The following is a 24206-nucleotide window of genomic DNA, read 5'->3' as shown; positions in this document are numbered from 1 at the left end:
ATCTCGATTTGCTTAAACTACTCCGTAACAGTCCTCTTTAACTTCCTAAGCCCCTTCTTTTTTGTCTTTATATTGATTGGTGAAGTAAGTTGCTGCCGCCTCACTGGCAACGGCGGCACTCCCTCCTGCCGTTGGGTCGCCACCGTTAATATAAGCCAGTGTTGCACCCAAGATCGCATGAGACACTAACTGTGCAGCGGTATTCTTGTCCTCTCCATGTCCAAACTGGCCTCCTATCACCTGAGCTGCATACGGTGCTAGGGTATTGGTCACGACTTGTAAGTCGGTTTGTCCACCCAATGCTGCTGTAATCGCTGTGGTCACGGCATTCAATGCTCGACTGCTATTACCACCCATGCCCCATGTTTGTGCTTGGTCTGCCGATGTTTTATAGGCTTCTGAATTGTTTTTGAGTATTTGTTGTTTTTCAGCATAGCTGTCTGTGCTGTTATATTTGCCCCAATCCTCTCCACCTTCGACTTGTAGCTTCTCAAGCGCTTGTTATTCTGCTGTCCGATTTTGCGCTTCAGCTTCTTGCTGTTTGTTTTGGCTATAAGTGCGTGTTGCTGCAACTATCGGAGTGTAGCATCAGATACAATCTTTTGTTTGTCTAAGATGGCTTGTAAGTCCCCTCTGTACTGGTCAAGTTAACTTTATTGCCCGCAGTTTATTTTACCACTCCTAGAGTCTACTTAAGTTATGCTAAAATAGTAATATTCCATTTATAAGCTCTTTTACATCCCAATATGATTTTACCAACTCATCAAATTAGAGCTTACTATACAGATAAAATTATTCGTGTATATCAAGCATATTCAGATGACATCGCTGATTCAGCTCTCAAACATAATACTTTCGCTTCACCTCCATTCAAACTTGATAGAATGACTTGGATAAAGCCTTCTTTTTTATGGATGATGTATCGTTCTGGGTGGGCCCAAAAAGATGCTAATCAAAAACGGATATTAGCTATTGATATAGATAGAAATGGCTTTGAATGGGCTCTGAAAAATGGCTGTTTAAGCCATAAACCTGAATATTTGAATAATGAAGAATGGAAAACTCATAAAGACAAACATCCTGTGAGAATTCAGTGGGACCCTGAAAGAAATATGTTTTTAGAGCCTTTGCCTTATAGAACTATTCAAATTGGTTTAAGTAACGAAGCCGTTTCAAAATATGTGAATGAATGGGTCCAACAAATAACTGATATCACTCAAACCGCAACTGATATCAAAAAACTTATTGATTTAAAAGAATTTGAAAAAGTTACGAACTTATTCCCTATTGAAAAAATTTACCCTTATTCTTGTATTGAAAATGCAGAATAGTTAAATAATATGATTATTTAACTATTCTGCTAATAAACAATAAAATCACCAAAAATTTATTTTTGGTACTTCTACTCCAGTATTCTTTAATTGCTCAAACTTTTTATTCACGTCCTCTAATTCTTTTTGTTTTGAATTCTCATCAGCATCAGTCTTCGGTAACACCTCAATTAAATTTAAATACAGTGTTATATCATTGGGAGTTAATTTTATAGCATCTCTATAACAGGTCGCTGCACCGTTATAAGCTTCAACTTTTGCTAGCAATGCTCCAAGCTCAACATATGCATCTACAAAGTTTGGATCAATATCAATAGCATCCTGATAGTTCTTAAAAGCTTCAACATAATCCCCTAATCTTTCATGACCTATACCACTTAAATACTGATATCTAGACAATCTAGACTTAGGCTGTTTTTCCATTATATTTCTATAACACTCAACAGCCTTATTAAAATCCTTCTTATAAAAGTAGTAATTACCTATTGCCTCATCATAGTCAAGTCCTGTCAATAAACCAGAATTCAATAAATTGGATACTTCTTCAAACTTATTACTACTAAGCAATGAATTGATTTCTGCTAATTTTTCAATTTTCTTTTCAACCATCTTAAGGAGCCTTGTTTACACTTTTAATCATTTTATTAAACTCCTCCAACTTGCTCGGAGGAACTCCAATATTTCTATATTGAGGATTCATAATTCCTTCCAAATTTATTTTGACCGCATCCACACCTTTTGATCCTTTTTGATTTACAGCAGTTGACATTAATTTTTCATAAGCAACTTTTCTACCTTATATTCTACAACAACTTCTTTCGTAGAACTATTTACTGCTTTGTTACTAAAGTTTTTTAATTTCCCTAACTCTTCTGAAAGATACTTACTATTATTTGCTCCAGCCTTAGCTGATATCAATTGCTGACTTTTTAAAGCAAGTTCTGCTTCAGATTCACTCATTTTCCGATAAAGAGTAACTGTTGTCGAATCTACTTTTGCTGTTGCACCAGCACCTTTAAACAGTGGACCGAAAAGAGGTCTCAACTTTAAAAATGTAACCTCTGGTAATAACATTGAAACTGGTGTCTCAATGGTAGAATAAACCAAAGCTTTAGTATATTCCTCCCCTTGAAAATCTCGCCCTCTACTTTCTTTTGCAACCACTTCTTGTATCTGTTTATTACTCCATCCATTTTTATTTCCATATACAATAATAGACTGGATACCTTGCATACGCTCATTATTAACAGGAAACGGTAAGCTCATTTCATTATTTTCAACTGCATTCTGCCCAATCACACCCACCAATTGTGCGTTATACGTTGAATCTCCTACAGCTCCACCAATGACTGCACCAATACCTGCCGTTAAATCACGGATTTGTGCCTTTTCAGTTTCTGACAGTAAATTTGCTTGGAACTCTCCATTTACAAAGTACTTAGGATCATCTTTGTATTTTTCTTCTAATTGTTTTGTGAGGTAGTTCGCTGCCGCCTCACTGGCAACGGCTGCGCTTCCTCCTGCTGTTGGATCGCCACCGTTAATATAAGCCAGCGTTGCACCCAATATCGCATGAGATACTAACTGTGCTGCGGTATTCTTGTCCTCTCCATGTCCAAACTGGCCTCCAATCACTTGCGCTGCATACGGTGCTAGGGTATTGGATGCTATTTTTAGGTATGTATAATATCTTATGAATATTTAATGATGAAAATTTATAAAAATTTATTTTCCAAGAGATACTTCCTCAAATTTAAGACCACTATTTTTAAGATCCAAAATCCCTTCCCTAGTTCCATTTAAAGTTTTGCCACCTGGAAGCCATTGAACGTTTGCACCTCCTTCATTTCCAGTAGGAAGTTTAACTTTAAATCCATCCTGCTGCTTAATCAAAAATTCTCCTGTTAAATTAGATGAAAGATAACCATCTGACAAGCTTAATTTTTTTCAATGTAAGTTGAATTACCATTACTTAATATAATAAATAACCCGAATCACGGATAAGAAATTAACTTAAAAATGAGGAGGACTAGAACCATCAGTTGAGTTACCATACCAAAATCACAACTCTAGTCCCTTAATGAGATAACCCACAAACAGTACTTTTAATAATATCAATAACCATTTGCTCATCATTAAGATATCGTTCATACCAGTAGTCAATACCTGATAGAGATTTTACTATAACACCTAAACTATTATTCTGATTCGCATCTAAATAAAATTGATACGAATCAACATTAATATCACCCCATTTAAAAAGACATCCAGGGATTACTCTTACTTCATCATCATCAAAAATATAAAACCAAATATTATTTTTTCTAAAAAAAGCACCAACCACACAGTATTGATGATACTTTTCTATATAAAAATCATAGTCAATTGGATTTATATCCAGAAAATAATCCTGCAGTCTTATACTAGCATCATTTTCTGCAGCTTGTGTAATATTCGTATATAACCCAGTCACCATCATATTAATATGCTCCATTCAATAAATTTAAAAATTAATATTTTTCTGCTACAGGCTTCGATTTTCCTTTATCATCTTTTGATATACCATCTGTTGCACGTTTTTTAAATTTAAAATCTGCCACCTCACCAGTATTTGGATTTTTGACATAATGTACTACAGAATCAAAACCTTCAGATGATTTAGTTTTGTATTCATATTTATCCCAACCTTTATATCGAGGATCACCCATATTTGACATAATTTTTACCCCTTCCCCTGATTTAGCCGCATCCAATGTAAGTTTGTCCTGAAGACTATTAGGATTTCTAATAAATTTATCATCAACCTTAACTTTCGCTTTATCAACCGCCTTCTGTGCTTCCTCTACATTCTTAAAAACTGCTTTTAACTTTTTAGTACCCTTAATTACTATACCTACAGCCTTACCACCAAGTGGAATATATTCATACGGCTCGGTTGGTAAAAGTATTAAAGCTGTTGCTTGTAAAATTTCATAACCATCTTTTCTTATTTGCTTGTTACATGCGGCTCCGCTCAATCCATATGCTGCACATGCATCTTTATACATTTGCTCTGAATATGCTTTAGCATTTTGAATATCTTTATAGGAATCTACATTATTCTCCACAGCATTCTGCCCAATCACACCCGCCAATTGTGCGTTATAACCTGAATCTCCTGCTGCTCCGCCAATCACTGCACCAATCCCTGCCGTCAAATCTCGGATTTGTGCCTTTTCAGTTTCTGACAGTAAATTTGCTTGGAACTCTCCATTTACAAAGTACTTAGGATCATCTTTGTATTTTTCTTCTAATTGTTTTGTGAGGTAGTTCGCTGCCGGCCTGCAAAACCGCGGCACTTCCGCCTGCTGTTGGGTCACCACCGTTAATGTAGGCGAGGGTTGCACCCAAGATCGCATGAGACACTAACTGTGCTGCCGTGTTTTTATCCGCTCCATGACCAAATTCTTTTCCAATCACCTAGGCTGCATACGGTGCTAGGGTATTGGTCACCACTTGTAAGTCGGTTTGTCCACCCAATGCTGCTGTAATCGCTGTGGTCACTGCATTCAATGCTCGACTGCTATTACCACCCATGCCCCATGTTTGTGCTTGGTCTGATGCCTCTTTATATGCTGGTAAAGCATTTTTCAGAAGATTTTGTTTCGTTACATAGTCATCTGTGCTGTTATATTCAGCCCACTTTTCTCCACCTTCTGCTTTTAACTTGTCAATTGCTTGGGCTTCTGCTGCTTGCTTTTGCGCTTCTGCTTCGGCTTGTTTGTTTTGGCTATAAGTACGTGTAGCTGCAACAATCGTAGATGTCGCATCCGATACGATCTTTTGTTTGTCTAAGATGGCTTGTAAATCTGGTAAAGCATCTACTTTTTGGTTAGCCGTATTAAGGGAACTGAACAATCAAGGCGTAAGGCAGTCATTCCGCCAAAATCCAATCGTAAAATTCAGTGTATATTTGATACCTGTATGTATATTTGATTGGGAATTACTTTTTGCAGATTGAAGGAGTTCAAGCGCATACCATACGCAGCGACAAAACCGATTCGAGTTTTACCGCCATGATCTATCTTTGCGCCAGCGTAATTAATTCACGTTAATTCTCAACAGACCCTAGTTTTAAATAGGTTTAGACCTCTTACGAAAGTATCATTTTTGACTGATGCAAGAGGTCTATTAAAAAACTACGGTGTATTCTGCAAGCCAGCCCTAATGAGATATGCTGTTATTCAAGATAGCCATAAAATCTGATCATAATTAAATAGCCTGATATACCTCTACAGCTATTGGATCTATAAAATCATTTAAAGTTTCAATATCATATATTTCTTCAGCCACTCTTTTTACGTGGAATCTAAATACACACCCTAAACCGAATTCATTATCTAAATCAAAAGAAAGCATTGAAATACAACTTATCTCTGGAAAACTCTTTTTCCAGAGAATGTTAAATTTTTCTAAAAAAATCAATGCAGAGTTAACTGTATCAACTCTCCCCGAAATATAATCATCAATATGTATTTTGTTTATAAAATTTTCAAATCCTGATTTATCCGTGTATATTTCGAGAAATTTTTCTATATTTGAACTTACTTCTTCACCCGAAAAAAACTGCTCATTAAATACTCTATTAAAAAAGATTAATTCATGATCTAATTTCTTAAATCCTTCATTTAAAATATCCTGCAACTCAACAGGTAAACCAAAATCTTTTTCAAAAACTTCATTTATTAAATCTTTCATTGCACTATTAACAAACATCTATTAAACCTCGCCTAAATATTTTTTTGCTTTATCAATACCAACCTTAAATGATGAATTATTAAGTAAAGCCTGTATAGATTTAGGAGCTTCTTGCGTTTTATCAAATCCAATATAAAACTTATTAGGTGTTTAGTCCCAGATTTTAATGGTGCAATATTCTCAGATAAATGGAAGGAAGCACTATGGGACAAGTTCTACACAGCAGCGCCACAACGACACAGGCAGTGCGTCGAGCAATACAAAATAGTCAAGAGAGCTTAAGAACGCTAGCCAAGCGTTACGGCATCAATCAAAAGACCGTCGCAAAATGGAAGAAACGTACTTCAGTAGATGATCTTACAACCGGGCCAAAGAATCCTCGCTCAAGCGTGTTATCGCCTGAAGATGAGGCGGCAATTGTTGCTTTTCGAAAACGCACTTTGTTGCCGCTAGACGATTGTCTTTATGCATTGCAGCCGAGTATTCCTTATCTGACACGCTCGTCGTTACACCGCTGCTTGCAGCGGCATGGTATTTCACGACTGCCTGAGGTACAAGGTGATCGCCCTGTCAGGAAGCGCTTCAAGAGCTACCCCATTGGTTACTTTCATATCGACATCGCTGAGATGCAAACAGCACAGGGTAAGCTTTATCTCTTCGTTGCCATTGATCGCACTTCCAAGTTCGCGTTCACTGAATTGCATACTAAAGCCAGTAAGATGGCAGCCGCGGAGTTCCTGCGCAATCTGGTTAAGGCTGTGCCCTATAGAATCCATACGGTGCTAACAGATAACGGCATCCAGTTCACGAACCGCACCTGTGATCGCTACGCCTCTGAGCACATCTTTGATCGGGTTTGTACTGAATGTGGCATTGAACATCGTCTTACCAAGGTTAAGCATCCATGGACCAATGGACAGGTCGAGCGGATGAACCGAACGATTAAAGAAGCTACTGTCAAACGGTTCCATTACGACGATCACACTCAGCTATGCATTCACCTTGCTGATTTTATCGCTGCATACAACTTCGGCCGCAGACTCAAAACACTCAAGGGTCTGACTCCCTGCGAATTCATCTGCAAACAGTGGACAGATAAGCCTGAACTTTTTAAGATTGATCCGATCCATCAAATGCCGGGACTAAACACTTTAGCGCCTGCCAGCTGCGGTGTTTGCCTAGTGACACTTTATGCCGTTTCGTATAAAGTGAGCGCTATTAACGAAGGGTAAATCCTCACTATATTGTGCATTTGCATCCTGCATAAAGGGGAAACATTGGCGGTGTCTATGACTGCAGGTCGAATCCTGAATATTCCAAATATTTTAACTTTAGCGCGGATTGCTTTAATTCCGGTATTTTTAGGGGTGGCTTATTGGCCGCCTGCTATGGGGGTTGAAAGCCATGATTCCGGCATGAGCCGGCATATGCTGCTGACCGGAATTTTTGTGGTGGCGGCCATAACCGACTGGTTTGACGGCTATTTGGCCCGCACACTGAATCAAACCTCCGCCTTTGGGCGCTTTCTGGATCCTGTGGCTGATAAGCTGATGGTGGCGGCTGCGCTGATTGTGCTGGTGCAATGGCAGCCGAGCATTTCCATGGCCTTTGCCGCCATTGTGATTATTTCGCGTGAAATAACGGTGTCGGCTTTGCGCGAGTGGATGGCGGAACTGGGCGCGCGCACCAGTGTGGCGGTGTCTACGGTCGGCAAATACAAAACAGCATTTCAGATGATTGCAATTTCGGTGTTCCTGCTGAACTGGCAGCCTTTAGAAATGCTGGGCTATGCGCTGCTGTATACGGCGGTGATTTTAACGCTGTGGTCAATGTTCATTTATTTAAAAGCGGCCTGGCCGTATTTAAAGCAGCCTTAAAGGCTGAGGCGGAAAAGCTTCTGAATAGGTAATGCCAGTCAGTTAAGAAATTGACTGGCATTTTCTTTTTAAATTCTAAATTTTATTTGATACGCGGAAGCGTCATACGCAACCTATCTAGCCTTTGAAATGGACTGTTTTTGCAATCAAATTATTTTAAATGCAGAAAGTGAACAGGTTTCGCGGTGAGGCGCACTGCGCCGCAAGGAACAAAACGAGCTCCAAATATCGAATTTAAAAACGGTAAGACTCTGTCGTGAATGGCCAAAAAGTTAAGGGGTTTATTGTAAAACTCCTTAACTGATCAGCATTGCCTGAACAGGAGCTTTTTTATTGCGCGCGGTTTAAGGCCGGCGGTCAGTCGATTTAATCTGGACAGATAACAGCCTGCAGGCAAAAAAATTCCCAGACTTTGGGGGAAATCTGGGAAGAAAATCGGGGTATTTATCACTGTTATATGAAGATGCTTCCATCTCCTTGAAACTGATTATAGGCAAGGCGGATTTCAGAATCATGTGCGTTCTTGTAGTGTAATGCTGCGTTTTATTGAGAAATGTAGCGCAGACTTACATTCAATGATTTCGCCTGCATCGGCGCGAACGCCTGCCGGATGTGGCGTACAGGCATTTGTGAAATGCATTGGTCTGTAGTGCGCAACAGGGCTTGAGTGCCGCAATTTTTTAGCCTTGCGCTGCGGATAAAAAAGGAGCCTGAATTGAGGCTCCTTTCGAATGCTTGCCTACGCACACCTTCGGTGTTTGTCTTGCGTAATCTTCAGAGCGCTGCTCTGAAGATTACTCAGGCTTCAGGCCTTCGGCCTTTTCCAGCGATTCATCATTGCTGAAGAATTTTTCACGCTGCTCTTCCAGAAATTTTTTCGCATCCGCTTCAAACACGTTGAGGCGCTTTTCATTGATCAGCGTGGTCTGATGCTTCAGCCATTCCTGCCAAGCCTGCTTGGACACACTGTCAAAAAGCTCCTGGCCCTTGGCGCCGGGAAACGGCGCAAAGTCCAAGCCTTCCATTTCTGTCTGATACTTGCGGCAAAAAATTTGTCGAGTCATGGCATCCACCCCTTAAGCGTAAAGTTTTTCGAGGCGCAAGTATGCGCGCTCAACCGCGGCCGCCACTTGCGCCGGCGCTGTGCCGCCGATATGGCTGCGGGCATTGACCGATGCTTCCAGCGTCAGGGCTTTTTCAAACACATCGGCCTGAATCAGGTCAGAGAACTGCTGCAGCTGCTCAAGCGTCAGCTCAGACAGGTCCTTGCCTTCCTGAACGCCCAAAGCCACCGCCTTGCCGACAATTTCATGCGCATCGCGGAACGCCACGCCATTTTTCACCAGATAATCCGCCAAATCCGTTGCTGTAGAGAAGCCGCGCAGCGCCGCTTCGCGCATGATTTCAATATTTGGAACCAGAGCCGGAATCATGTCGGCAAAGGCCATCAGCGAGCCGCGGACGGTGTCAATGGCATCAAACAGCGGCTCTTTGTCTTCCTGATTGTCTTTGTTGTATGCCAAAGGCTGGCCTTTCATCAGGGTCAGCAGGCTCATCAGGTCACCGTACACGCGGCCGGTTTTACCGCGGATCAGCTCAGGCACATCCGGGTTTTTCTTCTGTGGCATAATGGACGAGCCGGTGCAGAAGCGGTCAGGAATATTCACAAACTTGAATTGCGCCGAAGTCCACAGAATCATTTCTTCCGACATGCGCGACAGGTGCATCATGATCAGCGATGCTGCGGCGTTGAATTCAATGCCGAAGTCGCGGTCAGATACGGCATCCAGTGAGTTTTCGCAGACCGCTTCAAAGCCTAAAAGCTCAGCGGTGTATTCGCGCTCAATCGGGTAGGTTGTGCCGGCCAAAGCCGCGGAGCCTAAAGGCAGGCGGTTGACGCGCTTGCGGCAGTCAATCAGGCGTTCAGAGTCGCGCACCAGCATTTCAAACCACGCCATTAAATGGTGGCCGAAAGTCACCGGCTGCGCTGTCTGCAGGTGGGTGAAGCCCGGCATGATGGTATGGGTGTTTTGGGCAGCCAGGCCCAAAATGCCTTTCTGCAGTTTTTGCAGCAGTTGCAAAATGGCGTCAATCTCATCGCGCACATACAGGCGGATGTCGGTTGCCACCTGGTCATTGCGGCTGCGGCCGGTATGCAGCTTCTTGCCAGTGATGCCGATGCGCTGGGTCAGGCGCGACTCAATGTTCATGTGCACATCTTCAAGGTCAATGCGCCATTCGAAATTGCCGGCCTCAATTTCCGCTTTAATGGTGTTTAAGCCGCTGATAATGTCATCGCGTTCCTGCGCGGTGAGCACGCCCACTTTCGCCAGCATCGTAGCATGCGCAATTGAGCCGGCGATATCCTGTTTATAAAAGCGTTGGTCAAATTGTACAGATGCTGTAAATTCAGCAACAAAAGGAATTAGAAGATGTGGTCATGTCGGCTCAATAAGATAAAAAGCGGTAGAACTGAAAAGAGTATAGCAAATTCAAACCCTATTGCCGCAGCGCAAGTTCATCAATCTTTTTTGGCGCAGTGAGGCGGCATGGGATATTCATATTTTTTCAGCCGGACCGGGCGCTGGCAGCATCTGCTGGAGCTGTTCACCGCGGGCAATATTCTGGCGCTGGTGCTGGCCTTGGCGCAGGCGCAGTCCTGGCAGCAGCTCAGCTTCGGCAGCCTGATGCAGCATGTGCTGTTCATTAACTGGGTGCTGCTGTCCTTTGCGGCCATTGCTGAATACTGCGAAGCGCGCCTGTCGCCTTTGGGGCTGAAGCTGAGCCTGATTTTGGGTTTCCTGCTGCTGCAGGCAATTGTGCTGTGCACCACTGTTGGCCTGAATCTGCTGATGCATTTCGGGCAAAATTTCAGCCTGAGCGGCTTAAGCGCCGGCGCCGCATTTGACCGCGCCGGCATGAATCTAAGCTATGGCCTGCTGCTGGGCGCGCTGTGTTTCCGCTATCTGTACCTGCGGGAGCAGTGGGGCCGCAAGCAGAACAGCGAGCTGAATGCGCGCATTCAGGCCATGCAGGCGCGGATTCATCCGCATTTTCTGTTCAACAGCCTGAACAGCGTCATCAGCCTGATCAGCATTGACCCGGACAAGGCCGAACAGATGCTGCTGAATTTGTCGCGCCTGTTCCGCGCCAGCTTTCAGGAGCTGAAGCTGGTCAGCCTGCAGGAAGAAATTGAGCTGAGCCAGCGCTATCTGGACATTGAGCAGCTGCGGCTGGGCGCGCGCCTGCAGGTGGAATGGAAGCTGCTGAACCCGGAACTGCATCCGCAGGTCAAAATTCCGTTGCTGACTTTACAGCCGCTGGTTGAAAATAGTATTTTTCATGGAGTTGAAAAAATCCTGACAAAGAGTACGATAAGCATATTGATTGAAATATTGCAAAATCAAGTCAATATCGTCATTACTAATCCCTATGCGCAGGATAAGATAGCTTTACGTCAAGGACATGGTATTGCAGTTGAAAATGTCAAGCAGCGGCTGGAGGCTTATTACGGCGCGTCTGCGGCTTTTCAGACATTTGCAGGAAAAGGGATGTTTACGACAGTAGTGCAGTATCGATACAAGTAAGAACAGCGCAGCTAGCCTATAAAAAAAATGATGCTAGCTGGCGGAGGAGGAGAAATGGACATCCTGATTTGTGATGATGAGCCTCTTGCATTAGAGCGGTTGTCACGTTTAGTCACGCAATTGGGGCATCATGTGTCAGGCAGGGCCACGCATGGCCAGCAGGCGATTGATCTGGCTCAGAGTCTTGAGCCTGATGTCGTGCTGCTGGATATTCAAATGCCGGAAATGGACGGTTTGGCCTGCGCCAGCGCGCTGCGCCAATTGGAACCGATGCCGGCAATTGTTTTTTGCACGGCCTATGATCAGCATGCATTGGATGCATTCAAGTCAAACGCAGAAGGATATCTGCTCAAGCCGGTCATGCAGCAGGAGCTGCAGCAGGTTTTGGATCACCTTATAAAATTAACCCAGGCTCAAATGAGCGGCATAAAACAAAAAGAACTTATGGAAGAACTCAACATCAGCCGCCATCAGATTGCGGCCAAAACCTACCGCGGCGTGGAACTGGTGCCGGTTGAAAATATCTACTATTTTCTGGCGGATCAGAAATATGTCACGGTGCGCCACAAAAACGGCAGCGTGCTGATCGATGAAACTTTAAAAGATCTGGAAACGGAGTTCGGAGATCAGTTTATCCGCATTCACCGCAATGCCCTAGTGGCGGTCAGCTATCTGGACGGGCTGGAAGTGGTCAGCTCGGGCCAGTATCAGGCGCGCTGCCGCGGGCTGGAAGAGCGCCTGGCGGTCAGCCGCCGGCATTTGCCCAGCCTGCGCGAGCGGATTCAGAAATTATAAAGCAGCGGCGCAGGGGAAATAACTGCGGCTGTCCGGCTTAAATTCGCTTGCATTTTAATATCAGCAGGATAAGTTTAGAATCATGTTTATTCTTACAGCTGCTTAAAACCTATGAAGACCCTGAAAATTGCAACCCGACAAAGCCCTCTTGCACTTTGGCAGGCGGAGCATATTAAAGCCCGCCTGGAAGCGCTGCATGCTGATTTAACGGTTGAGTTGGTCACTTTTGTGACGCAGGGCGATAAAATTCTGGATACGCCGCTGGCGAAAATCGGCGGCAAGGGCCTGTTTGTCAAAGAACTGGAAGCCGCCCTGCTGGACGGGCGCGCGGATTTAGCCGTGCATTCCATGAAAGATGTGCCGATGGCCCTGCCTGAAGGCTTGGCGCTGGCGGTGACCTGCGAGCGTGAAGACCCGCTGGATGCCTTTGTATCCAATACTTGCAGCCATTTTGATGAACTGCCGCAAGGGGCTAAAGTCGGCACTTCCAGCCTGCGCCGCAAATGCCAGATTTTAAAGCAGCGGCCGGATCTGCAGATTATTGACCTGCGCGGCAACGTCGGAACGCGCCTATCCAAGCTGGATGCAGGCAATTATGACGCAATTATCCTGGCCAGCGCCGGCTTAAAGCGCTTAGGGCTGGCGGAACGTATCCGCCATGCCATTCAGCCGGAGCTCAGCCTGCCGGCGGTCGGTCAAGGCGCTTTGGGGCTGGAATGCCGCGCCGGCGATCAGGCGGTGCTGAACTTGATTCTGCCGTTAATGCATGCCGGAACCGACAGCTGCGTCCGCGCAGAGCGCGCGTTCAATGCCTATCTGGAAGGCGGCTGCCAGGTGCCGATTGCCGGCTATGCAATACTGCAGGACGGCCGGATTCATTTGGAAGGCCGCGTCGGCAGCCCGGATGGCGCAATCCTGCTGCAAGCCGTACAAAGCGGCGCAGCTACAGATGCTGAGCAGCTGGGTGTGGCCTTGGCCAAAGACTTGCTGTCTCAGGGCGCCGGTGAAATTCTGCAAGCGCTGTATTAATGTCATGCTGTTTCTGAACACGCGTCCGGCAGACCGGGCGGGCAGTTTAACTCAGGCGCTGCAGGCGGCGCAGGTGGATGTGCTGGAACTGCCGCTGCTGGAATTGGCGCCTGCACCCTGGTCTGAAGCTTTGGCGCTGCTGTATGCTCAGCTGAGCGCTGTTCAGGTCATCGTTGCGGTCAGCCCGTCTGCGGCGCATTACGGCATGGCGGGGCTGCAGCGGGCTGGACTGCCTCTGCATGCCTTGGTGCATGTGCAGTGGATTGCTGTGGGTGAGGCGACGGCGCAGGCGCTGCAGCGCTATGGCGTGAACAGCCATGTGCCGGAGGTGGAAACCTCGGAAGGCATGCTGGATCTGCCTGTGCTGCATCAGCTGAGCGCTGCGGCTGGAGTGGCTTTTTGGCGCGGTGAGGGCGGGCGCCAGTTCATGATGGATTCGCTGCGCGCCAAGGGCATGCGGATTTTGAACTTTGTCCTGTATCAGCGCCGATGCCCTGCGCAGGCGCCCGAAATACTTGCAGCAAATCTTGCGCGGCTGCAGCGCGGGCGGCGCTACTGCATGCTCCTCAGCAGCGAAGCCAGCTGGCTGAATTGGCTGGCGCTGATTTCAGATCATCCAGAGCTATTGAATCATGCGCATATTCTGGTTCTGGGCGGGCGCCTGTCCGGGCTGCTGGAGCATTACAGGCAGGCTCATCACGCTGCGTTTTCCTATATTCAGTTGAATGATTTGCGGCTGGAATCCATTTTGAAGCAAATTGCGCTTGTGCAGGAAACTCGATGAAAAAACTGCTTATTCTTTTACTGATTTTAAGCGCGCTGTGGATCGTTAAAATCAGCTTTGACCTGTACCGGCTCAGCGCAGGGCAGGAGGCGCTGGGGCAGCAGCAGAAAGCGCTGGAACAGCGCAATGCCAGCCTGAATGATCAGCTGGCTGCATTGAACCGCCAGCTCAGCAGTCCCGCTGTTCCAGCAAATGCGCAGGATGCGCCCTTGGCGCAGCCTGCCGGCGCGCTGCAGCCGGCGGCGCTGATCGGGCAGCAGCTGGACTTGGTTGAATTCGCCCTGCGCCAGCAGCAGTATTCACTGGCGCTGGAAAAACTCAATCAGCTGAATCAGAATCTGGAGCTGTATGCGCTTGCGCCTGCACTGAAAGCCAGCCTGCATCAGGCGGTTGGCAAAGACCGCCAGATGGTGATGCAGTTTGTCAATGCCAATGCCGAGCAGCAGAACAAGCTGAGCGCAGTTTTAAATCAGCTGGATCAGGGCATTGCCCAGGAAATCAAAGCGCAGTATGCGCAGCCGGCGCCGCAGCCGGCGCGCTCATTTTGGCAGCGCTGGATTCAGGTTGAATCTGCGCAGCAGCCCAGCCCGCTGCTGATGCAGCGCTCCATTATTTTAAAAGAGGCGCAGCTGCGCCTGCTGCTTGCGCAGCAGCAGCTGCATAAAGGCCAGTATATTGCCTTTCAGCAGGAGTTAACCGAGGCGGTGCACATCCTTAAACCGCTGCCGGATGCAAAAACCCGGTATTTTATTCAGCGCCTGAACGCGCTGCAGAAAATCCCCGCCATTACAGCGCCTATTTTAAATACCAGGGCTTTAATTGGATAATTGCATATGAAACAGATTTTACGCGCATATTTGCTGATCAGTTTATTGGCGGCGGCATTATTCAGCATGCTGAGCTTCGGCTATGGCGCAGGCTATGTCTATTTATACTGGCGTGACTGGCAAATTCAAACCAATATCTGGTTTCTGCTTATTCTGCTGGCGCTGCTGAGTTTAACCGGCCAGCTGATTTGGCTGGCAGCCAAGCGCTATTTAAGCCGGGAACAGCGCAAGCGGGAAAATATATTCAGTTTCAGCAAGCTTCATCCTTATGAACAGCTGGCTGTGGTCTGGCTGCTGAATGCCGCGCAGGATCAGCGCCAGTTTATTCAGCAGGCCTTCAGCGGATCCGCTTTGCTCAAAGGGATTATGGATGCGCGCCTATACTGGATGCGCCAGCAGTATTCAGATGCGCTGGCGGCCTTAAATGAAGCCAGCCCCATGGCATTTGAGCTGGCTGAGCTGCAGCGGATTGCGGTCTATTTATCGCAGCAGGACGGAGAAAAGGCATTAACCCATTTGGAGTTTTTAAATCAGCATGAGCTTTCGCCCTGGCTGAACAATGTCAGCACCGCTTACGCGCAGCGCCTGACCGCATTATGGGGCCAGTTTGCGCTGCAGTTTCCGTGGATGTATTTGCGTTCGACAAAATACGGCCATCTTGATGAAGCAGCCAAGCAGGCGTGGCTGGAACAGCTGCTGGCGGATTTTGACCAGGCGGATCCGGATGGCCTGCAGCTGCTGCGCGAGCGCTATGAAGGCTTAAGCGGTCAGATTTTCAGCCGCAGCTTTAAGATCAAAGCGCTTTGGCTGAAAGTGCTGGCGCGCATGCCGGAAATGAGCCAGGCGCATGAAACGCTTGCGGTGCATCTGCTGGCGCAGCAGTTTAATCAGGAAGTGTTCTATTTATGGTTCCAGCAGCAGCTGCTGAAACAGAATCCTGATTATGCTGAAATTGAGCAGCATATCAATGCATGGGAAAGCCGCTATCCTGCTTTGCCGGTATTCAGCTTTGCCAAATGGCATGTATTTGAGGCGACAGGGCGGCGGGTTGAGGCGCAGGCGCTGCTGGAGCTGTATCCGGATGATGCGCTGATGAGCTATTTAAGAATTAAATCAACTTTGTCCGGCCAGGATCATTTGATCAAACAGTTAAATTTAATTTTTGAAAATAATGCAAATTTTGTAGAAATTAAAATATAGCGGAAAATTAAATGATTAAGCTGGCGGAATATCCGGTGATTCATGAACAGAAAGCCGCATGGGAAGATATGGATGTATTTAGCCATGTAAATAATGCGGCTTATTCGCGCTATATTGAAAGCGCATATTTGCTGTTTTGATGAATTAAATATTTTTCAGCGGGATATTTATACTGCAGCTGCATCCAGCCAATGCAAATGCCTGAGGCCGGAATATTATCCCGGCTAATTGAAAATAGGCGCAAGGGCAGGGAAGCTGCGCAATAGCGCAATCCGGATGCGCTGTATATTATGGCGTGAGCAGCAGCGGAATATTGCAGCGCCGGGTAAAGCGCTAATCATTTTCGCTGATAAAATAAATATGCAGAAAACCCTTATCCCGGAAAATGCCGGCTAAAATATTCAGGAAACTTAAAGGCGCGTTCAGCATGTTATTTAAAATGCCGGTTCAGCTGTTTTATTTTTAAAAACTGTTGAATTATTGTTTTTTGACTGCATTTATATATTGAATGTTTATATGAATATAAATATGATGAGCTTGTTTTAAAAAGCAAAATAATACAGAACCCATTTAAAGGATTTAATATCATGCCAGACATCAGTAATTTATCTGTTGAGGAGCTGAAGAAGCTGCAAGTTGAAGCTGAAGCATTAATTGCGTCTAAAAAAGATCAGGCAGTTGAAGACGCTTATCATCAAATTTTGGAAATTGCTGAAAATGTCGGCCTCAGCATTGAGCAGATTCTGGAATTCGGCGCAAGCAAGCGCAAGAAAGCGACACGCAAATCTGTAGAGCCGCGCTACCGCAGCAAGGCAAATCCGGACGATACGTGGACGGGCCGCGGCAAGCAGCCGCGCTGGCTGGTGGCTGAACTGGAAAAAGGCGCTAAACTGGAAAGCTTCTTAATCTGATTGCGCGTCATCAGGCTGTCACGAAGGCCGCCTAAGATGAAAAAACCAAGCGGCATCGCTTGGTTTTTTTATATCTTTGAATTGGCGGCGCAGAAAAAGTGTGCATAATGTGTTTATAAAAGAAAATAGCATGTCTGGGACGAATAATTGAAATACTGGTTGGGGCGGGATGAGCAATAAGCCAAAAAAAATCAGATGGTTGATCTTTGCTGTCATCACATTTTTTATTTTCGTCATGCTGCAGGTTCCGGCAGCCTGGCTGATTGCAAAATTTTATAAAAACAATCAGTCGCTGCACAATGTCAGCGGCAATATCTGGCGCGGCCAGGCCGACTGGAATAAAGGCCAGCTGCGCGGCTCGCTCAGCTGGAAAATCCGCCCGCTGGATCTGCTGCTGCTGCGCTTAGGCGCAGATGTGGAAATTCACAGCGGCAATACCCAGCTGGCCGGCGCGCTGGGCTATGGTTTGGGCAAAACCGTCATCATCAAGTCCCTGAATGGCCAAGTGGCGCCGGAAACTTTAAAAACGCTTGCAGACTGGCAATGGCCAAGCAATGCCATTCAGCTGAAAGATGCTGCGTTCAAATATGAAAAGGCCAAAGGCTTCAGTCAGGCGGCCGGGCAGCTGCAGTGGGCCGGCGGCGAGCTGCTGTACAGTTTTGCGCAGCGCCAGGAACGCATGAATGTGCCTTCACTGACGGGCAGCCTGCGCGATGACGGCGGCAAGCTGCTGTTTGATGTGCGCGATGCCCGTGAACAGAAAATGCTGAATTTGCAGCTGGATGCAGAATTGATGATGGATGTGCAATTAACCCAGCGCCTGCTGCTGAATATTCCGTCCTATGATGGCAAAGCCGGTCTGGACACTTATGTCATCAGTTCGCGTCAGCCTTTGCTGAAAGGCGGCTTTTAATGAACGGCTGGATGGACAAGCTCAAGCAGCATAACTGGAAAAATACAGACCGGCTGGCGCCGGCGGCGCTGGCTGTACTGATTATCTGCCTGTGCTGGAAACTGGCCGCCATGCTGTGGCTGATGCTGGCGCCGCCTCAGGCCATGCAGCCGCAGCGGGCGGAATTAGGCTCGCAGCAGGCGCAAGTGCCGAATATCAGCTCATTTTCGCTGTTTCAGGAAGCCGGGCGCGCATCCGGCGCGGACGAGCAGCTGAATATGACCCTGCAGGGGGTGATGGTCGGCTATCCGAGCCAGTATTCTTCGGCGGTGATTAAAGTCAATGAAACCGCAGAGCGCTACCGGGTAGGTGATGTGATTGAAGGCTCTTCCTATGCTTTGTCTGAGGTGCATTGGGACCGGGCAATTTTGCGCAGCCAAAGCGGCGCCGTGCGCGAACTGGCATTTAAAGGCATTGAAAATGGCCTTGATCAGCCGATCGCGCCGGGCAGCCCGAATGTCCAGCCGGACAGCAGCAGCCAGCAAGGCGGCCAAACTCAGAACGCCATCGGGCAGGCGGTGCAGCGCATTCAGGAAAACCGCGAGCAGTATCTGCAGGAAATGGGCGTCAGCCCTTCTGCCGGCGGCGGTTTTGAGATCACTGCGCGCACGCCGGCCGGACTGCGCAATAAGCTGGGCCTGCAGCCGGGAGACCGCATCATGTCCTTGAACGGCCAGGCTGTGGGCCAGGGCCAGACAGAGGCGCAATTATTAGAACAGGCTCGCCGGGAGGGTCAGGTGAAGCTGGAAATAAAACGCGGTGATCAAGTGATGACCGTACAGCAGGATTTTAAGTGATGTGTCATCACCTCAGCAGGTTAGGAAGCATAAGAGTTCATGGCTTTATTCAATAATAATCGTCCAATATTAGCCGCATATGCCTTAGCGCCTTTGGTTGCGATGGTCAGCACTGCAAGCTATGCGCAGACCTGGAAAATCAATCTGCGCGATGCGGATCTCACCGCATTCATTAATGAAGTGGCTGATATTACAGGCAAGAATTTTGCGGTCGATCCGCGTGTCCGCGGCAATGTCACGGTCATTTCCAATAAGCCGCTGAATAAAAATGAAGTCTACGACCTGTTTTTGGGCGTGCTGAATGTCAATGGCGTGGTCGCGATTCCGTCCGGCAACACCATTAAGCTGGTGCCGGACAGCAATGTGAAAAGCTCCGGCATTCCCTATGATGCGCGGCGCAGCGCCAGCGGCGATCAGATTGTGACCCGGGTCATTTGGCTGGAAAACACCAACGCCAATGACCTGATTCCGGCATTGCGCCCATTGATGCCGCAGTTTGCGCATTTGTCGGCGGTCGGCGGCACCAATGCCTTAATTGTGTCCGACCGCGCCAGCAATATTTATCAGCTGGAAACCATCATCCGCAATCTGGACGGCACGGGCCAGAACGATATTGAGGCGGTGACGCTGCAGTCCAGCCAGGCGGAAGAAATGATCGGCCTGCTGGACTCTATGACTTCGACCGGGGTGGCCAAAGATCTGAAAGGATCGCGTGTCCGGATTATTGCGGATAACCGCACCAACCGCATCATCATTAAGGGCGATACGCAAACCCGCAAGCGCATCCGCCAGACCATTGAAATGCTGGATGTGCCGCCGGCAGACCGCCTCGGCGGCCTGAAAGTTTTCCGCTTAAAATACGCCAGCTCGAAGAACTTGGCGGAAATCCTGCAGGGCTTGGTGACCGGGCAGGCGGTTTCCTCATCTTCCAGTTCAGGCTCGAACAGCTCTGCATCCGGTTCGGGCAGCGCCGGCAGCATGCTGAACAGTTCAGGCTCCAGCGCTTCGCAGAACAGCTCGTCTTCCGGCATCAGCCTGAATTCAGGCTCCGGCAGCGCCAGTCAAAATGCCATCAGCAGCTTCAGCGCCAATGGCGTCAGCATTATTGCGGATACCACCCAGAATGCGCTGCTGGTGAAAGCCGATCCGCAGCTGATGCGCGAAATTGAATCCGCCATTCAGCAGCTGGATACGCGCCGCGAGCAGGTGCTGATTGAGGCCGCGATTATTGAAGTTGAAGGCAGCGATGTCGATCAGCTGGGCGTGCAGTGGGCGCTGGGCGATCTGAACAGCGGCGTCGGCCTGATCAACTTTGATAAGGTCGGCTCCAGCCTGAAAAGCATTGCAGCCGGCTATGCCACCGGCGGCGCTGCCGGCGCAGGCAGCGTGCTTGGCGCAGGCACATCGCTGATTCTGGGCGACTACAAAGAAGGCGCAAACGGTTCGCGCAGGCTGTATGGCGCAATGATTCAGGCGCTGAAGGAAAATACCAAATCCAACCTGCTGTCTACGCCGTCCATCCTCACCATGGATAATGAAGAGGCCTATATTGTCGTTGGCGAAAACGTGCCTTTTGTCACCGGTTCTGTGTCAACAACGGCGTCGGGCCAAGCCAACCCCTATACCACCATTGAGCGCAAGGACGTCGGCGTCACGCTGAAAGTGGTGCCGCATATCGGCGAAGGCGGTTCGGTGCGCCTGGAAGTCGAGCAGGAAGTTTCCAATGTGACCGCCAGCAAAGGGCAGGCGCAGGACTTGGTCACCAGCAAGCGCGCGATCAAAACCTCCATTCTGGCGGAGCATGGGCAGATCATTGTTTTGGGCGGCTTGATTTCCGATGATACGTCTTATGTGCGCCAGGCCGTGCCGGGCCTGGGCGCAATTCCCGGCTTGGGGCGCCTGTTCCGCGCTGACGGCAAATCCAATAAAAAGCGCAACCTGCTGATCTTTATTCATCCGACCATTGTCGGCGATGCCAAAGATGTGCGCAAAATGTCGCAGCAGCGCTACAGCCAGCTGTACAGCCTGCAGCTGGCGCTGGATCAGGACGGCAATTTCGCCAAGCTGCCGGAAAACGTCGAAGATATGTATCAGCCGCGCGTGCCGGTGTCTAAAGTGCCAAACAATGCCGCAGGCAAGTCCGCCTATCAGGCGGTGCCTTCCGGCGGCGCGGCAGTGCCTGCCGCCGCGGCAACCCCTGTGGCGATTGAGCCGCCGCTGCAGCGCCAGCCTGCCGCTGCGCCGAAGGGCGCGCGATCAGTTCAGGCGCCTTGAAGCCGGCGCGTGGCGCTGGAACAGGCGGTTGAAGAATCCGCACGGCAGCATGTATGATGAAGGCAAAACCGGATAGAGAATTGAATTTCATGACGTGGAAAATACAGGCCATCACCGGCGACTTAACGGGGCAGGAAATCAGTATTGAGCGCGATATGCTGGTTGGGCGCCATCAGTCTGCGGATATTGTGCTGCAGCAGGCTGAAATTTCACGCAAGCACGCGGCTTTCCTGCTGAAAGAGCAGGCGCTGTGGGTGCAGGACTTAAACTCTTCCAATGGCACCTTTGTGAATGATGCGCGCCTGGAAAATGCTGAAGCCTTGCTGAAAGGCGGTGATACCGTCCAGTTTGCGGGCCTGAAATTTGCGGTGCTGCAGCCGGCGGAAACCGCATCTGCGGAAGCGCAGCCGGAAGCGGCGGCCCAGAAAATGAATGATCAGGGCATGCCTGAATTGGCTGAGCGCGATGCGGGCATTCAGCTCTCGCGCGACGGCATGCCGCAGAATATTGCTGTGCCGAAGCCGGCACCGATTCCTGAAGGCGCGGATTTGAGCGCTGTGCAGCCTGAGCCGGCTCCTGCAGCTGCGGAGCAGCCTGCGGCGCGCGCTGAGCAGGAAGCCGAGCAGCGGAAGAATGCTTCTGTGGGCCTGATGACCGTGGCGGCAATTATAATTTTGGCTATTCTGGCCTGGCTATTCCTGAAATAAACCGGATTTGGATTGCGTTCAGGGCATGCAATCGCATGCCCTGCGCGTTTTAGGCGGATGGAAATGAAAAAAGAGGGTGCGATGTTTGATTTGAATTTGGCCGGGCGGGCGCTGATTTTATTTGACCTGGACGGAACGCTGGTGGATTCAGCCGCGGATTTGCACCGCGCCATGAATATGAGCCTGAACGCGCTGCAGCTGCCGCCGGTTGCGGAGCCGCAGGTGCGGGCCTGGATCGGCAAGGGCACAGCGGTTTTCTGCCAGAGCGTTCTGCAGCATCTTGCCGGCAGCGTTGACGCGGCCCAGCACCGGCAGCTGCTGGACACATTCTTGAAAATCTACAATGCCGACCCCTGCGTGGAAACCCGGCTGTATGCCGGCATTCAGGCATTTTTGGACTGGGGCCTGGCGCAGGGCAAGACCATGATCTGCGTGACCAATAAGCCGGAACAGCCGGCGCGCCGGATTGTGGAGGCGCTGGGTGTGGCGCATTATTTTGCGGATGTGATTGGCGGCGACCGTTTTGAGGAGCGCAAGCCGCATCCGCGCCAGCTGCTGCACTGCGCGGAATATTACCGGGCCGAAAAAGCGCAGGTGCTGATGGTCGGCGACTCATCCAATGATGTGGAGGCCGCCCGCCGCGCCGGTATTGATTGTATTGCGGTCAGCTATGGCTATAATCATGGTGAAAATATTCGGGATTGCCAGCCGCAGCTTGTGGTGGATGATCTTCGGGAATTGCTTGCCCAATAAAGCGCGATGAAGGAACAAACATGAGCAGCAGAATGGTTTTTCGATGGCGAAACTCGGTCCAGCACTCCAGCATTACTGAATAACGCCAATACAGACAGAGAAAAACCGCATGACCACGCAGATTCAATTCAACAGCTTAAAAGCCCAGGGCTACAACTTAATTCCTGTTTACCGCCAGCGCCTGGCGGATACCGAAACTCCGCTTTCAGTTTTTGCCCGCTTAAAAGCGCACAAGCAGGCGTATTTATTTGAGTCGGTGGAAGGCGGTGAAAATTGGGCGCGCTACTCAATCATTGGCTTAGGCGAATCTACTGTTTTCTCCTGCAACGCGGGTGAGCTGACCATCCAGCATGCCGATGGGACTTTAGAGAAGCAGAGCTGTACAGATCCGTTCCAATTCATCCGGGATTTTCAGTCGCAGTATAAAGTGCCTGCCCAAGCTGACCTGCCTGCTTTGCCGAGCTTTACCGGCGGCCTGGTCGGCTACTTCGGCTATGACGCCGTGCGCTATATTGAGCCGCGCCTGAATAATGCGCCGGAAGCTGATCCAGTTGGCCTGCCGGATATCTGGATGATGCTGTCGAAAACCGTCATTGTATTTGACAACTTGAAAGATACCCTGTTCCTGATTGTGCATGCCGATGTCAATGATGCGGACGCCTACAGCAAGGCGCAGGCGCAGCTGGATGAGCTGGAAAATATGCTGGCCGCGCCGGTGAGCCTGCAGGCGCGCAAGCATGCTGCGCCGCATTTCGAATCATTGACCGGCCATGACAAATTCATCGCGTCGATCGCTAAGGTCAAAGAATACATCCGCGCCGGCGATGTCATGCAGGTGGTGCCGGGCCACCGCATGGTGTCTGATTTTGACGGCGACCCGCTGCAGGTCTACCGCGCGCTGCGCCACCTCAATCCATCGCCGTACCTGTTTCTGGTGCAGGGGGAAACGCTGGAAAACGGCAAGCCGTTCCATATTGTCGGCTCTTCGCCGGAAATTCTGTCGCGCCTGGAAAACGGCATTGCCACCGTGCGCCCACTGGCCGGCACGCGCCCGCGCGGCAAAACCAAGGAAGAGGATCTGGCGCTGGAAAAAGACCTGCTGTCTGATGAAAAGGAAATTGCAGAGCATTTAATGCTGATAGACCTGGGGCGCAATGATGTCGGGCGCGTGTCGAAAATCGGCAAAGTGCAAGTGACGGATCAAATGGTGATCGAGCGCTATTCGCATGTGATGCATATTGTCTCCAATGTGCAGGCGGAAGTGCGCGATGATGTCGATGCCTTGGATGTGTTTAAGGCGACATTTCCGGCAGGCACGCTTTCCGGCGCGCCGAAAATCCGCGCCATGGAAATTATTGACGAAGTTGAGCCGGTCAAGCGCGGCATTTTCGGCGGCGCGGTCGGCTATTTAGGCTGGCACGGCGAAATGGATATGTCGATTGCCATCCGCACCTGCGTTATCCGTGAAAACAAGGTCTATGTGCAGGCCGGCGCAGGGGTGGTTTATGACTCAAATCCTGAATCTGAATGGAATGAAACCCAAATAAAAGCCCGCGCAGTGATCAAAGCGGTTGAATTATCATCAAATGGATTGATTTTATGAGTTTTTGATGTTTTTTTTGAAAAAAACACTTGCAAGGATTCA

At 48.8% G+C, this 24206-nt stretch carries 26 protein-coding genes and 3 pseudogenes; 18 read left to right on the top strand and 11 right to left on the bottom strand.

The features are described 5' to 3' along the window. Positions 1–57: 57 nt before the first annotated feature. A pseudogene (locus tag RSA72_RS07530) lies at positions 58–369 on the bottom strand (VENN motif pre-toxin domain-containing protein); the annotation flags it as partial. Between the two features lie 377 nt (positions 370–746). Between RSA72_RS07530 and RSA72_RS07525 the strand changes: the two are divergent. Next, positions 747–1331: a DUF4291 domain-containing protein gene (locus RSA72_RS07525; RefSeq protein ID WP_332632967.1), complete on the top strand. Its 585-nt coding sequence runs from the start codon at positions 747–749 to the stop codon at positions 1329–1331. Positions 1332–1376: 45 nt separating this feature from the next. Here the strand turns inward: RSA72_RS07525 and RSA72_RS07520 are convergent, their stop codons facing one another. From RSA72_RS07520 to RSA72_RS07490, 7 genes are all read right to left on the bottom strand, one after another. Next, positions 1377–1940, bottom strand: coding sequence for a tetratricopeptide repeat protein (locus tag RSA72_RS07520; protein WP_332632965.1), 564 nt, complete (start codon positions 1938–1940; stop codon positions 1377–1379). Position 1941: 1 nt separating this feature from the next. Then, positions 1942–2100 carry a hypothetical protein gene (locus RSA72_RS07515; protein ID WP_332632963.1) on the bottom strand — a complete coding sequence of 53 codons (159 nt, stop codon included), beginning with the start codon at positions 2098–2100 and terminating at the stop codon, positions 1942–1944. Further along, positions 2100–2966 (bottom strand): VENN motif pre-toxin domain-containing protein, encoded by an 867-nt coding sequence (locus RSA72_RS07510; RefSeq protein ID WP_332632961.1) that lies wholly within the window; start codon positions 2964–2966, stop codon positions 2100–2102. The genes RSA72_RS07515 and RSA72_RS07510 overlap by 1 nt, the downstream gene beginning before the upstream one ends. 90 nt (positions 2967–3056) lie before the next feature. Next, a complete protein-coding gene (locus tag RSA72_RS07505) occupies positions 3057–3266 on the bottom strand; it encodes a hypothetical protein (protein WP_332632959.1) in 210 nt (69 codons plus the stop codon). Positions 3267–3408: 142 nt separating this feature from the next. Next, positions 3409–3810 (bottom strand): hypothetical protein, encoded by a 402-nt coding sequence (locus RSA72_RS07500; protein ID WP_332632957.1) that lies wholly within the window; start codon positions 3808–3810, stop codon positions 3409–3411. Positions 3811–3841: 31 nt separating this feature from the next. Then, positions 3842–4693, bottom strand: a complete 852-nt coding sequence (locus RSA72_RS07495; RefSeq protein WP_332632955.1) for a VENN motif pre-toxin domain-containing protein — start codon at positions 4691–4693, stop codon at positions 3842–3844. 97 nt (positions 4694–4790) lie between these two features. After that, positions 4791–5228 carry a hypothetical protein gene (locus RSA72_RS07490; protein ID WP_332632953.1) on the bottom strand — a complete coding sequence of 146 codons (438 nt, stop codon included), beginning with the start codon at positions 5226–5228 and terminating at the stop codon, positions 4791–4793. A 9-nt stretch (positions 5229–5237) separates the two neighbouring features. Between RSA72_RS07490 and RSA72_RS14595 the strand changes: the two are divergent. Next, positions 5238–5425, top strand: a pseudogene (locus RSA72_RS14595) (IS5 family transposase); the annotation flags it as partial. A 157-nt stretch (positions 5426–5582) separates the two neighbouring features. Here RSA72_RS14595 and RSA72_RS07485 read toward each other — a convergent pair. Continuing rightward, positions 5583–6086: a hypothetical protein gene (locus RSA72_RS07485; protein ID WP_332632951.1), complete on the bottom strand. Its 504-nt coding sequence runs from the start codon at positions 6084–6086 to the stop codon at positions 5583–5585. 185 nt (positions 6087–6271) lie between these two features. Between RSA72_RS07485 and RSA72_RS07480 the strand changes: the two genes are divergently transcribed. Together RSA72_RS07480 and pgsA are read left to right on the top strand one after the other, a co-directional pair. Then, on the top strand, positions 6272–7300 hold the full coding sequence (locus tag RSA72_RS07480; RefSeq protein WP_332632949.1) for an IS481 family transposase: 1029 nt from the start codon (positions 6272–6274) through the stop codon (positions 7298–7300). 57 nt (positions 7301–7357) lie between these two features. Then, the gene (pgsA, locus tag RSA72_RS07475) at positions 7358–7945 is read left to right on the top strand and encodes a CDP-diacylglycerol--glycerol-3-phosphate 3-phosphatidyltransferase (RefSeq protein ID WP_332622262.1); all 588 of its coding nucleotides are present in this window, start codon (positions 7358–7360) and stop codon (positions 7943–7945) included. A gap of 794 nt (positions 7946–8739) precedes the next feature. On the opposite strand, the gene RSA72_RS07470 is transcribed toward pgsA, so the two are convergent. Together RSA72_RS07470 and argH are read right to left on the bottom strand one after the other, a co-directional pair. Next, positions 8740–9009 carry an oxidative damage protection protein gene (locus tag RSA72_RS07470; RefSeq protein ID WP_332622264.1) on the bottom strand — a complete coding sequence of 90 codons (270 nt, stop codon included), beginning with the start codon at positions 9007–9009 and terminating at the stop codon, positions 8740–8742. Between the two features lie 12 nt (positions 9010–9021). Then, positions 9022–10365, bottom strand: a pseudogene (gene argH / locus RSA72_RS07465) (argininosuccinate lyase); the annotation flags it as partial. A 129-nt stretch (positions 10366–10494) separates the two neighbouring features. On the opposite strand from argH, the gene RSA72_RS07460 reads away from it, so the two are divergent. From RSA72_RS07460 to trpE, 14 genes are all read left to right on the top strand, one after another. Beyond that, positions 10495–11532 carry a sensor histidine kinase gene (locus RSA72_RS07460; protein WP_332622265.1) on the top strand — a complete coding sequence of 346 codons (1038 nt, stop codon included), beginning with the start codon at positions 10495–10497 and terminating at the stop codon, positions 11530–11532. A 54-nt stretch (positions 11533–11586) separates the two neighbouring features. After that, entirely contained in the window at positions 11587–12327 is a 741-nt protein-coding gene (locus RSA72_RS07455) for a LytR/AlgR family response regulator transcription factor (protein ID WP_332622266.1), read from the top strand. 111 nt (positions 12328–12438) lie between these two features. Beyond that, positions 12439–13356: a hydroxymethylbilane synthase gene (hemC, locus tag RSA72_RS07450; protein WP_332622267.1), complete on the top strand. Its 918-nt coding sequence runs from the start codon at positions 12439–12441 to the stop codon at positions 13354–13356. Positions 13357–13360: 4 nt separating this feature from the next. After that, positions 13361–14140 carry a uroporphyrinogen-III synthase gene (locus RSA72_RS07445; protein WP_332622268.1) on the top strand — a complete coding sequence of 260 codons (780 nt, stop codon included), beginning with the start codon at positions 13361–13363 and terminating at the stop codon, positions 14138–14140. Beyond that, on the top strand, positions 14137–14967 hold the full coding sequence (locus tag RSA72_RS07440) for a hypothetical protein (protein ID WP_332622269.1): 831 nt from the start codon (positions 14137–14139) through the stop codon (positions 14965–14967). The genes RSA72_RS07445 and RSA72_RS07440 overlap by 4 nt, the downstream gene beginning before the upstream one ends. 6 nt (positions 14968–14973) lie before the next feature. Beyond that, on the top strand, positions 14974–16167 hold the full coding sequence (locus RSA72_RS07435) for a heme biosynthesis protein HemY (RefSeq protein ID WP_332622270.1): 1194 nt from the start codon (positions 14974–14976) through the stop codon (positions 16165–16167). 11 nt (positions 16168–16178) lie between these two features. Beyond that, on the top strand, positions 16179–16307 hold the full coding sequence (locus RSA72_RS07430; protein WP_332622271.1) for a hypothetical protein: 129 nt from the start codon (positions 16179–16181) through the stop codon (positions 16305–16307). Between the two features lie 444 nt (positions 16308–16751). Continuing rightward, positions 16752–17078: an H-NS histone family protein gene (locus RSA72_RS07425; protein WP_332622280.1), complete on the top strand. Its 327-nt coding sequence runs from the start codon at positions 16752–16754 to the stop codon at positions 17076–17078. 169 nt (positions 17079–17247) lie between these two features. Further along, positions 17248–17991 carry a type II secretion system protein N gene (gene gspN / locus RSA72_RS07420; RefSeq protein ID WP_332622273.1) on the top strand — a complete coding sequence of 248 codons (744 nt, stop codon included), beginning with the start codon at positions 17248–17250 and terminating at the stop codon, positions 17989–17991. After that, entirely contained in the window at positions 17991–18827 is an 837-nt protein-coding gene (locus tag RSA72_RS07415) for a type II secretion system protein N (protein WP_332622276.1), read from the top strand. Before gspN ends, RSA72_RS07415 begins: the two co-directional genes overlap by 1 nt. Positions 18828–18866: 39 nt before the next feature. Continuing rightward, on the top strand, positions 18867–21101 hold the full coding sequence (gene gspD / locus RSA72_RS07410; RefSeq protein WP_332632947.1) for a type II secretion system secretin GspD: 2235 nt from the start codon (positions 18867–18869) through the stop codon (positions 21099–21101). An 89-nt stretch (positions 21102–21190) separates the two neighbouring features. Beyond that, the gene (locus tag RSA72_RS07405) at positions 21191–21808 is read left to right on the top strand and encodes an FHA domain-containing protein (protein ID WP_332622278.1); all 618 of its coding nucleotides are present in this window, start codon (positions 21191–21193) and stop codon (positions 21806–21808) included. A gap of 81 nt (positions 21809–21889) precedes the next feature. Further along, on the top strand, positions 21890–22561 hold the full coding sequence (locus tag RSA72_RS07400) for a phosphoglycolate phosphatase (protein ID WP_332622281.1): 672 nt from the start codon (positions 21890–21892) through the stop codon (positions 22559–22561). A 109-nt stretch (positions 22562–22670) separates the two neighbouring features. Further along, complete coding sequence (trpE, locus tag RSA72_RS07395; protein WP_332632945.1) at positions 22671–24164, top strand: anthranilate synthase component I; 1494 nt, start codon at positions 22671–22673, stop codon at positions 24162–24164. Positions 24165–24206 lie beyond the last annotated feature (42 nt).

The organism is Acinetobacter sp. (genome assembly GCF_036659555.1).
Taxonomy (GTDB): Bacteria; Pseudomonadota; Gammaproteobacteria; order Pseudomonadales; family Moraxellaceae; genus Acinetobacter.
Note: the sequence above shows the minus strand (reverse complement) of the source record. Positions and strands in the feature narration are given on the sequence as shown.

Coding starts and splice junctions, on each gene's coding strand:
- RSA72_RS07525 (WP_332632967.1), top strand. CDS start 747: ATGATTTTACCAACTCATCAAATTAGAGCTTACTATACAGATAAAATT.
- RSA72_RS07520 (WP_332632965.1), bottom strand. CDS start 1,940: ATGGTTGAAAAGAAAATTGAAAAATTAGCAGAAATCAATTCATTGCTT.
- RSA72_RS07515 (WP_332632963.1), bottom strand. CDS start 2,100: ATGTCAACTGCTGTAAATCAAAAAGGATCAAAAGGTGTGGATGCGGTC.
- RSA72_RS07500 (WP_332632957.1), bottom strand. CDS start 3,810: ATGATGGTGACTGGGTTATATACGAATATTACACAAGCTGCAGAAAAT.
- RSA72_RS07485 (WP_332632951.1), bottom strand. CDS start 6,086: ATGTTTGTTAATAGTGCAATGAAAGATTTAATAAATGAAGTTTTTGAA.
- RSA72_RS07480 (WP_332632949.1), top strand. CDS start 6,272: ATGGGACAAGTTCTACACAGCAGCGCCACAACGACACAGGCAGTGCGT.
- pgsA (WP_332622262.1), top strand. CDS start 7,358: ATGACTGCAGGTCGAATCCTGAATATTCCAAATATTTTAACTTTAGCG.
- RSA72_RS07470 (WP_332622264.1), bottom strand. CDS start 9,009: ATGACTCGACAAATTTTTTGCCGCAAGTATCAGACAGAAATGGAAGGC.
- RSA72_RS07460 (WP_332622265.1), top strand. CDS start 10,495: ATGGGATATTCATATTTTTTCAGCCGGACCGGGCGCTGGCAGCATCTG.
- RSA72_RS07455 (WP_332622266.1), top strand. CDS start 11,587: ATGGACATCCTGATTTGTGATGATGAGCCTCTTGCATTAGAGCGGTTG.
- hemC (WP_332622267.1), top strand. CDS start 12,439: ATGAAGACCCTGAAAATTGCAACCCGACAAAGCCCTCTTGCACTTTGG.
- RSA72_RS07445 (WP_332622268.1), top strand. CDS start 13,361: ATGCTGTTTCTGAACACGCGTCCGGCAGACCGGGCGGGCAGTTTAACT.
- RSA72_RS07440 (WP_332622269.1), top strand. CDS start 14,137: ATGAAAAAACTGCTTATTCTTTTACTGATTTTAAGCGCGCTGTGGATC.
- RSA72_RS07435 (WP_332622270.1), top strand. CDS start 14,974: ATGAAACAGATTTTACGCGCATATTTGCTGATCAGTTTATTGGCGGCG.
- RSA72_RS07430 (WP_332622271.1), top strand. CDS start 16,179: ATGATTAAGCTGGCGGAATATCCGGTGATTCATGAACAGAAAGCCGCA.
- gspN (WP_332622273.1), top strand. CDS start 17,248: ATGAGCAATAAGCCAAAAAAAATCAGATGGTTGATCTTTGCTGTCATC.
- RSA72_RS07415 (WP_332622276.1), top strand. CDS start 17,991: ATGAACGGCTGGATGGACAAGCTCAAGCAGCATAACTGGAAAAATACA.
- gspD (WP_332632947.1), top strand. CDS start 18,867: ATGGCTTTATTCAATAATAATCGTCCAATATTAGCCGCATATGCCTTA.
- RSA72_RS07405 (WP_332622278.1), top strand. CDS start 21,191: ATGACGTGGAAAATACAGGCCATCACCGGCGACTTAACGGGGCAGGAA.
- RSA72_RS07400 (WP_332622281.1), top strand. CDS start 21,890: ATGTTTGATTTGAATTTGGCCGGGCGGGCGCTGATTTTATTTGACCTG.
- trpE (WP_332632945.1), top strand. CDS start 22,671: ATGACCACGCAGATTCAATTCAACAGCTTAAAAGCCCAGGGCTACAAC.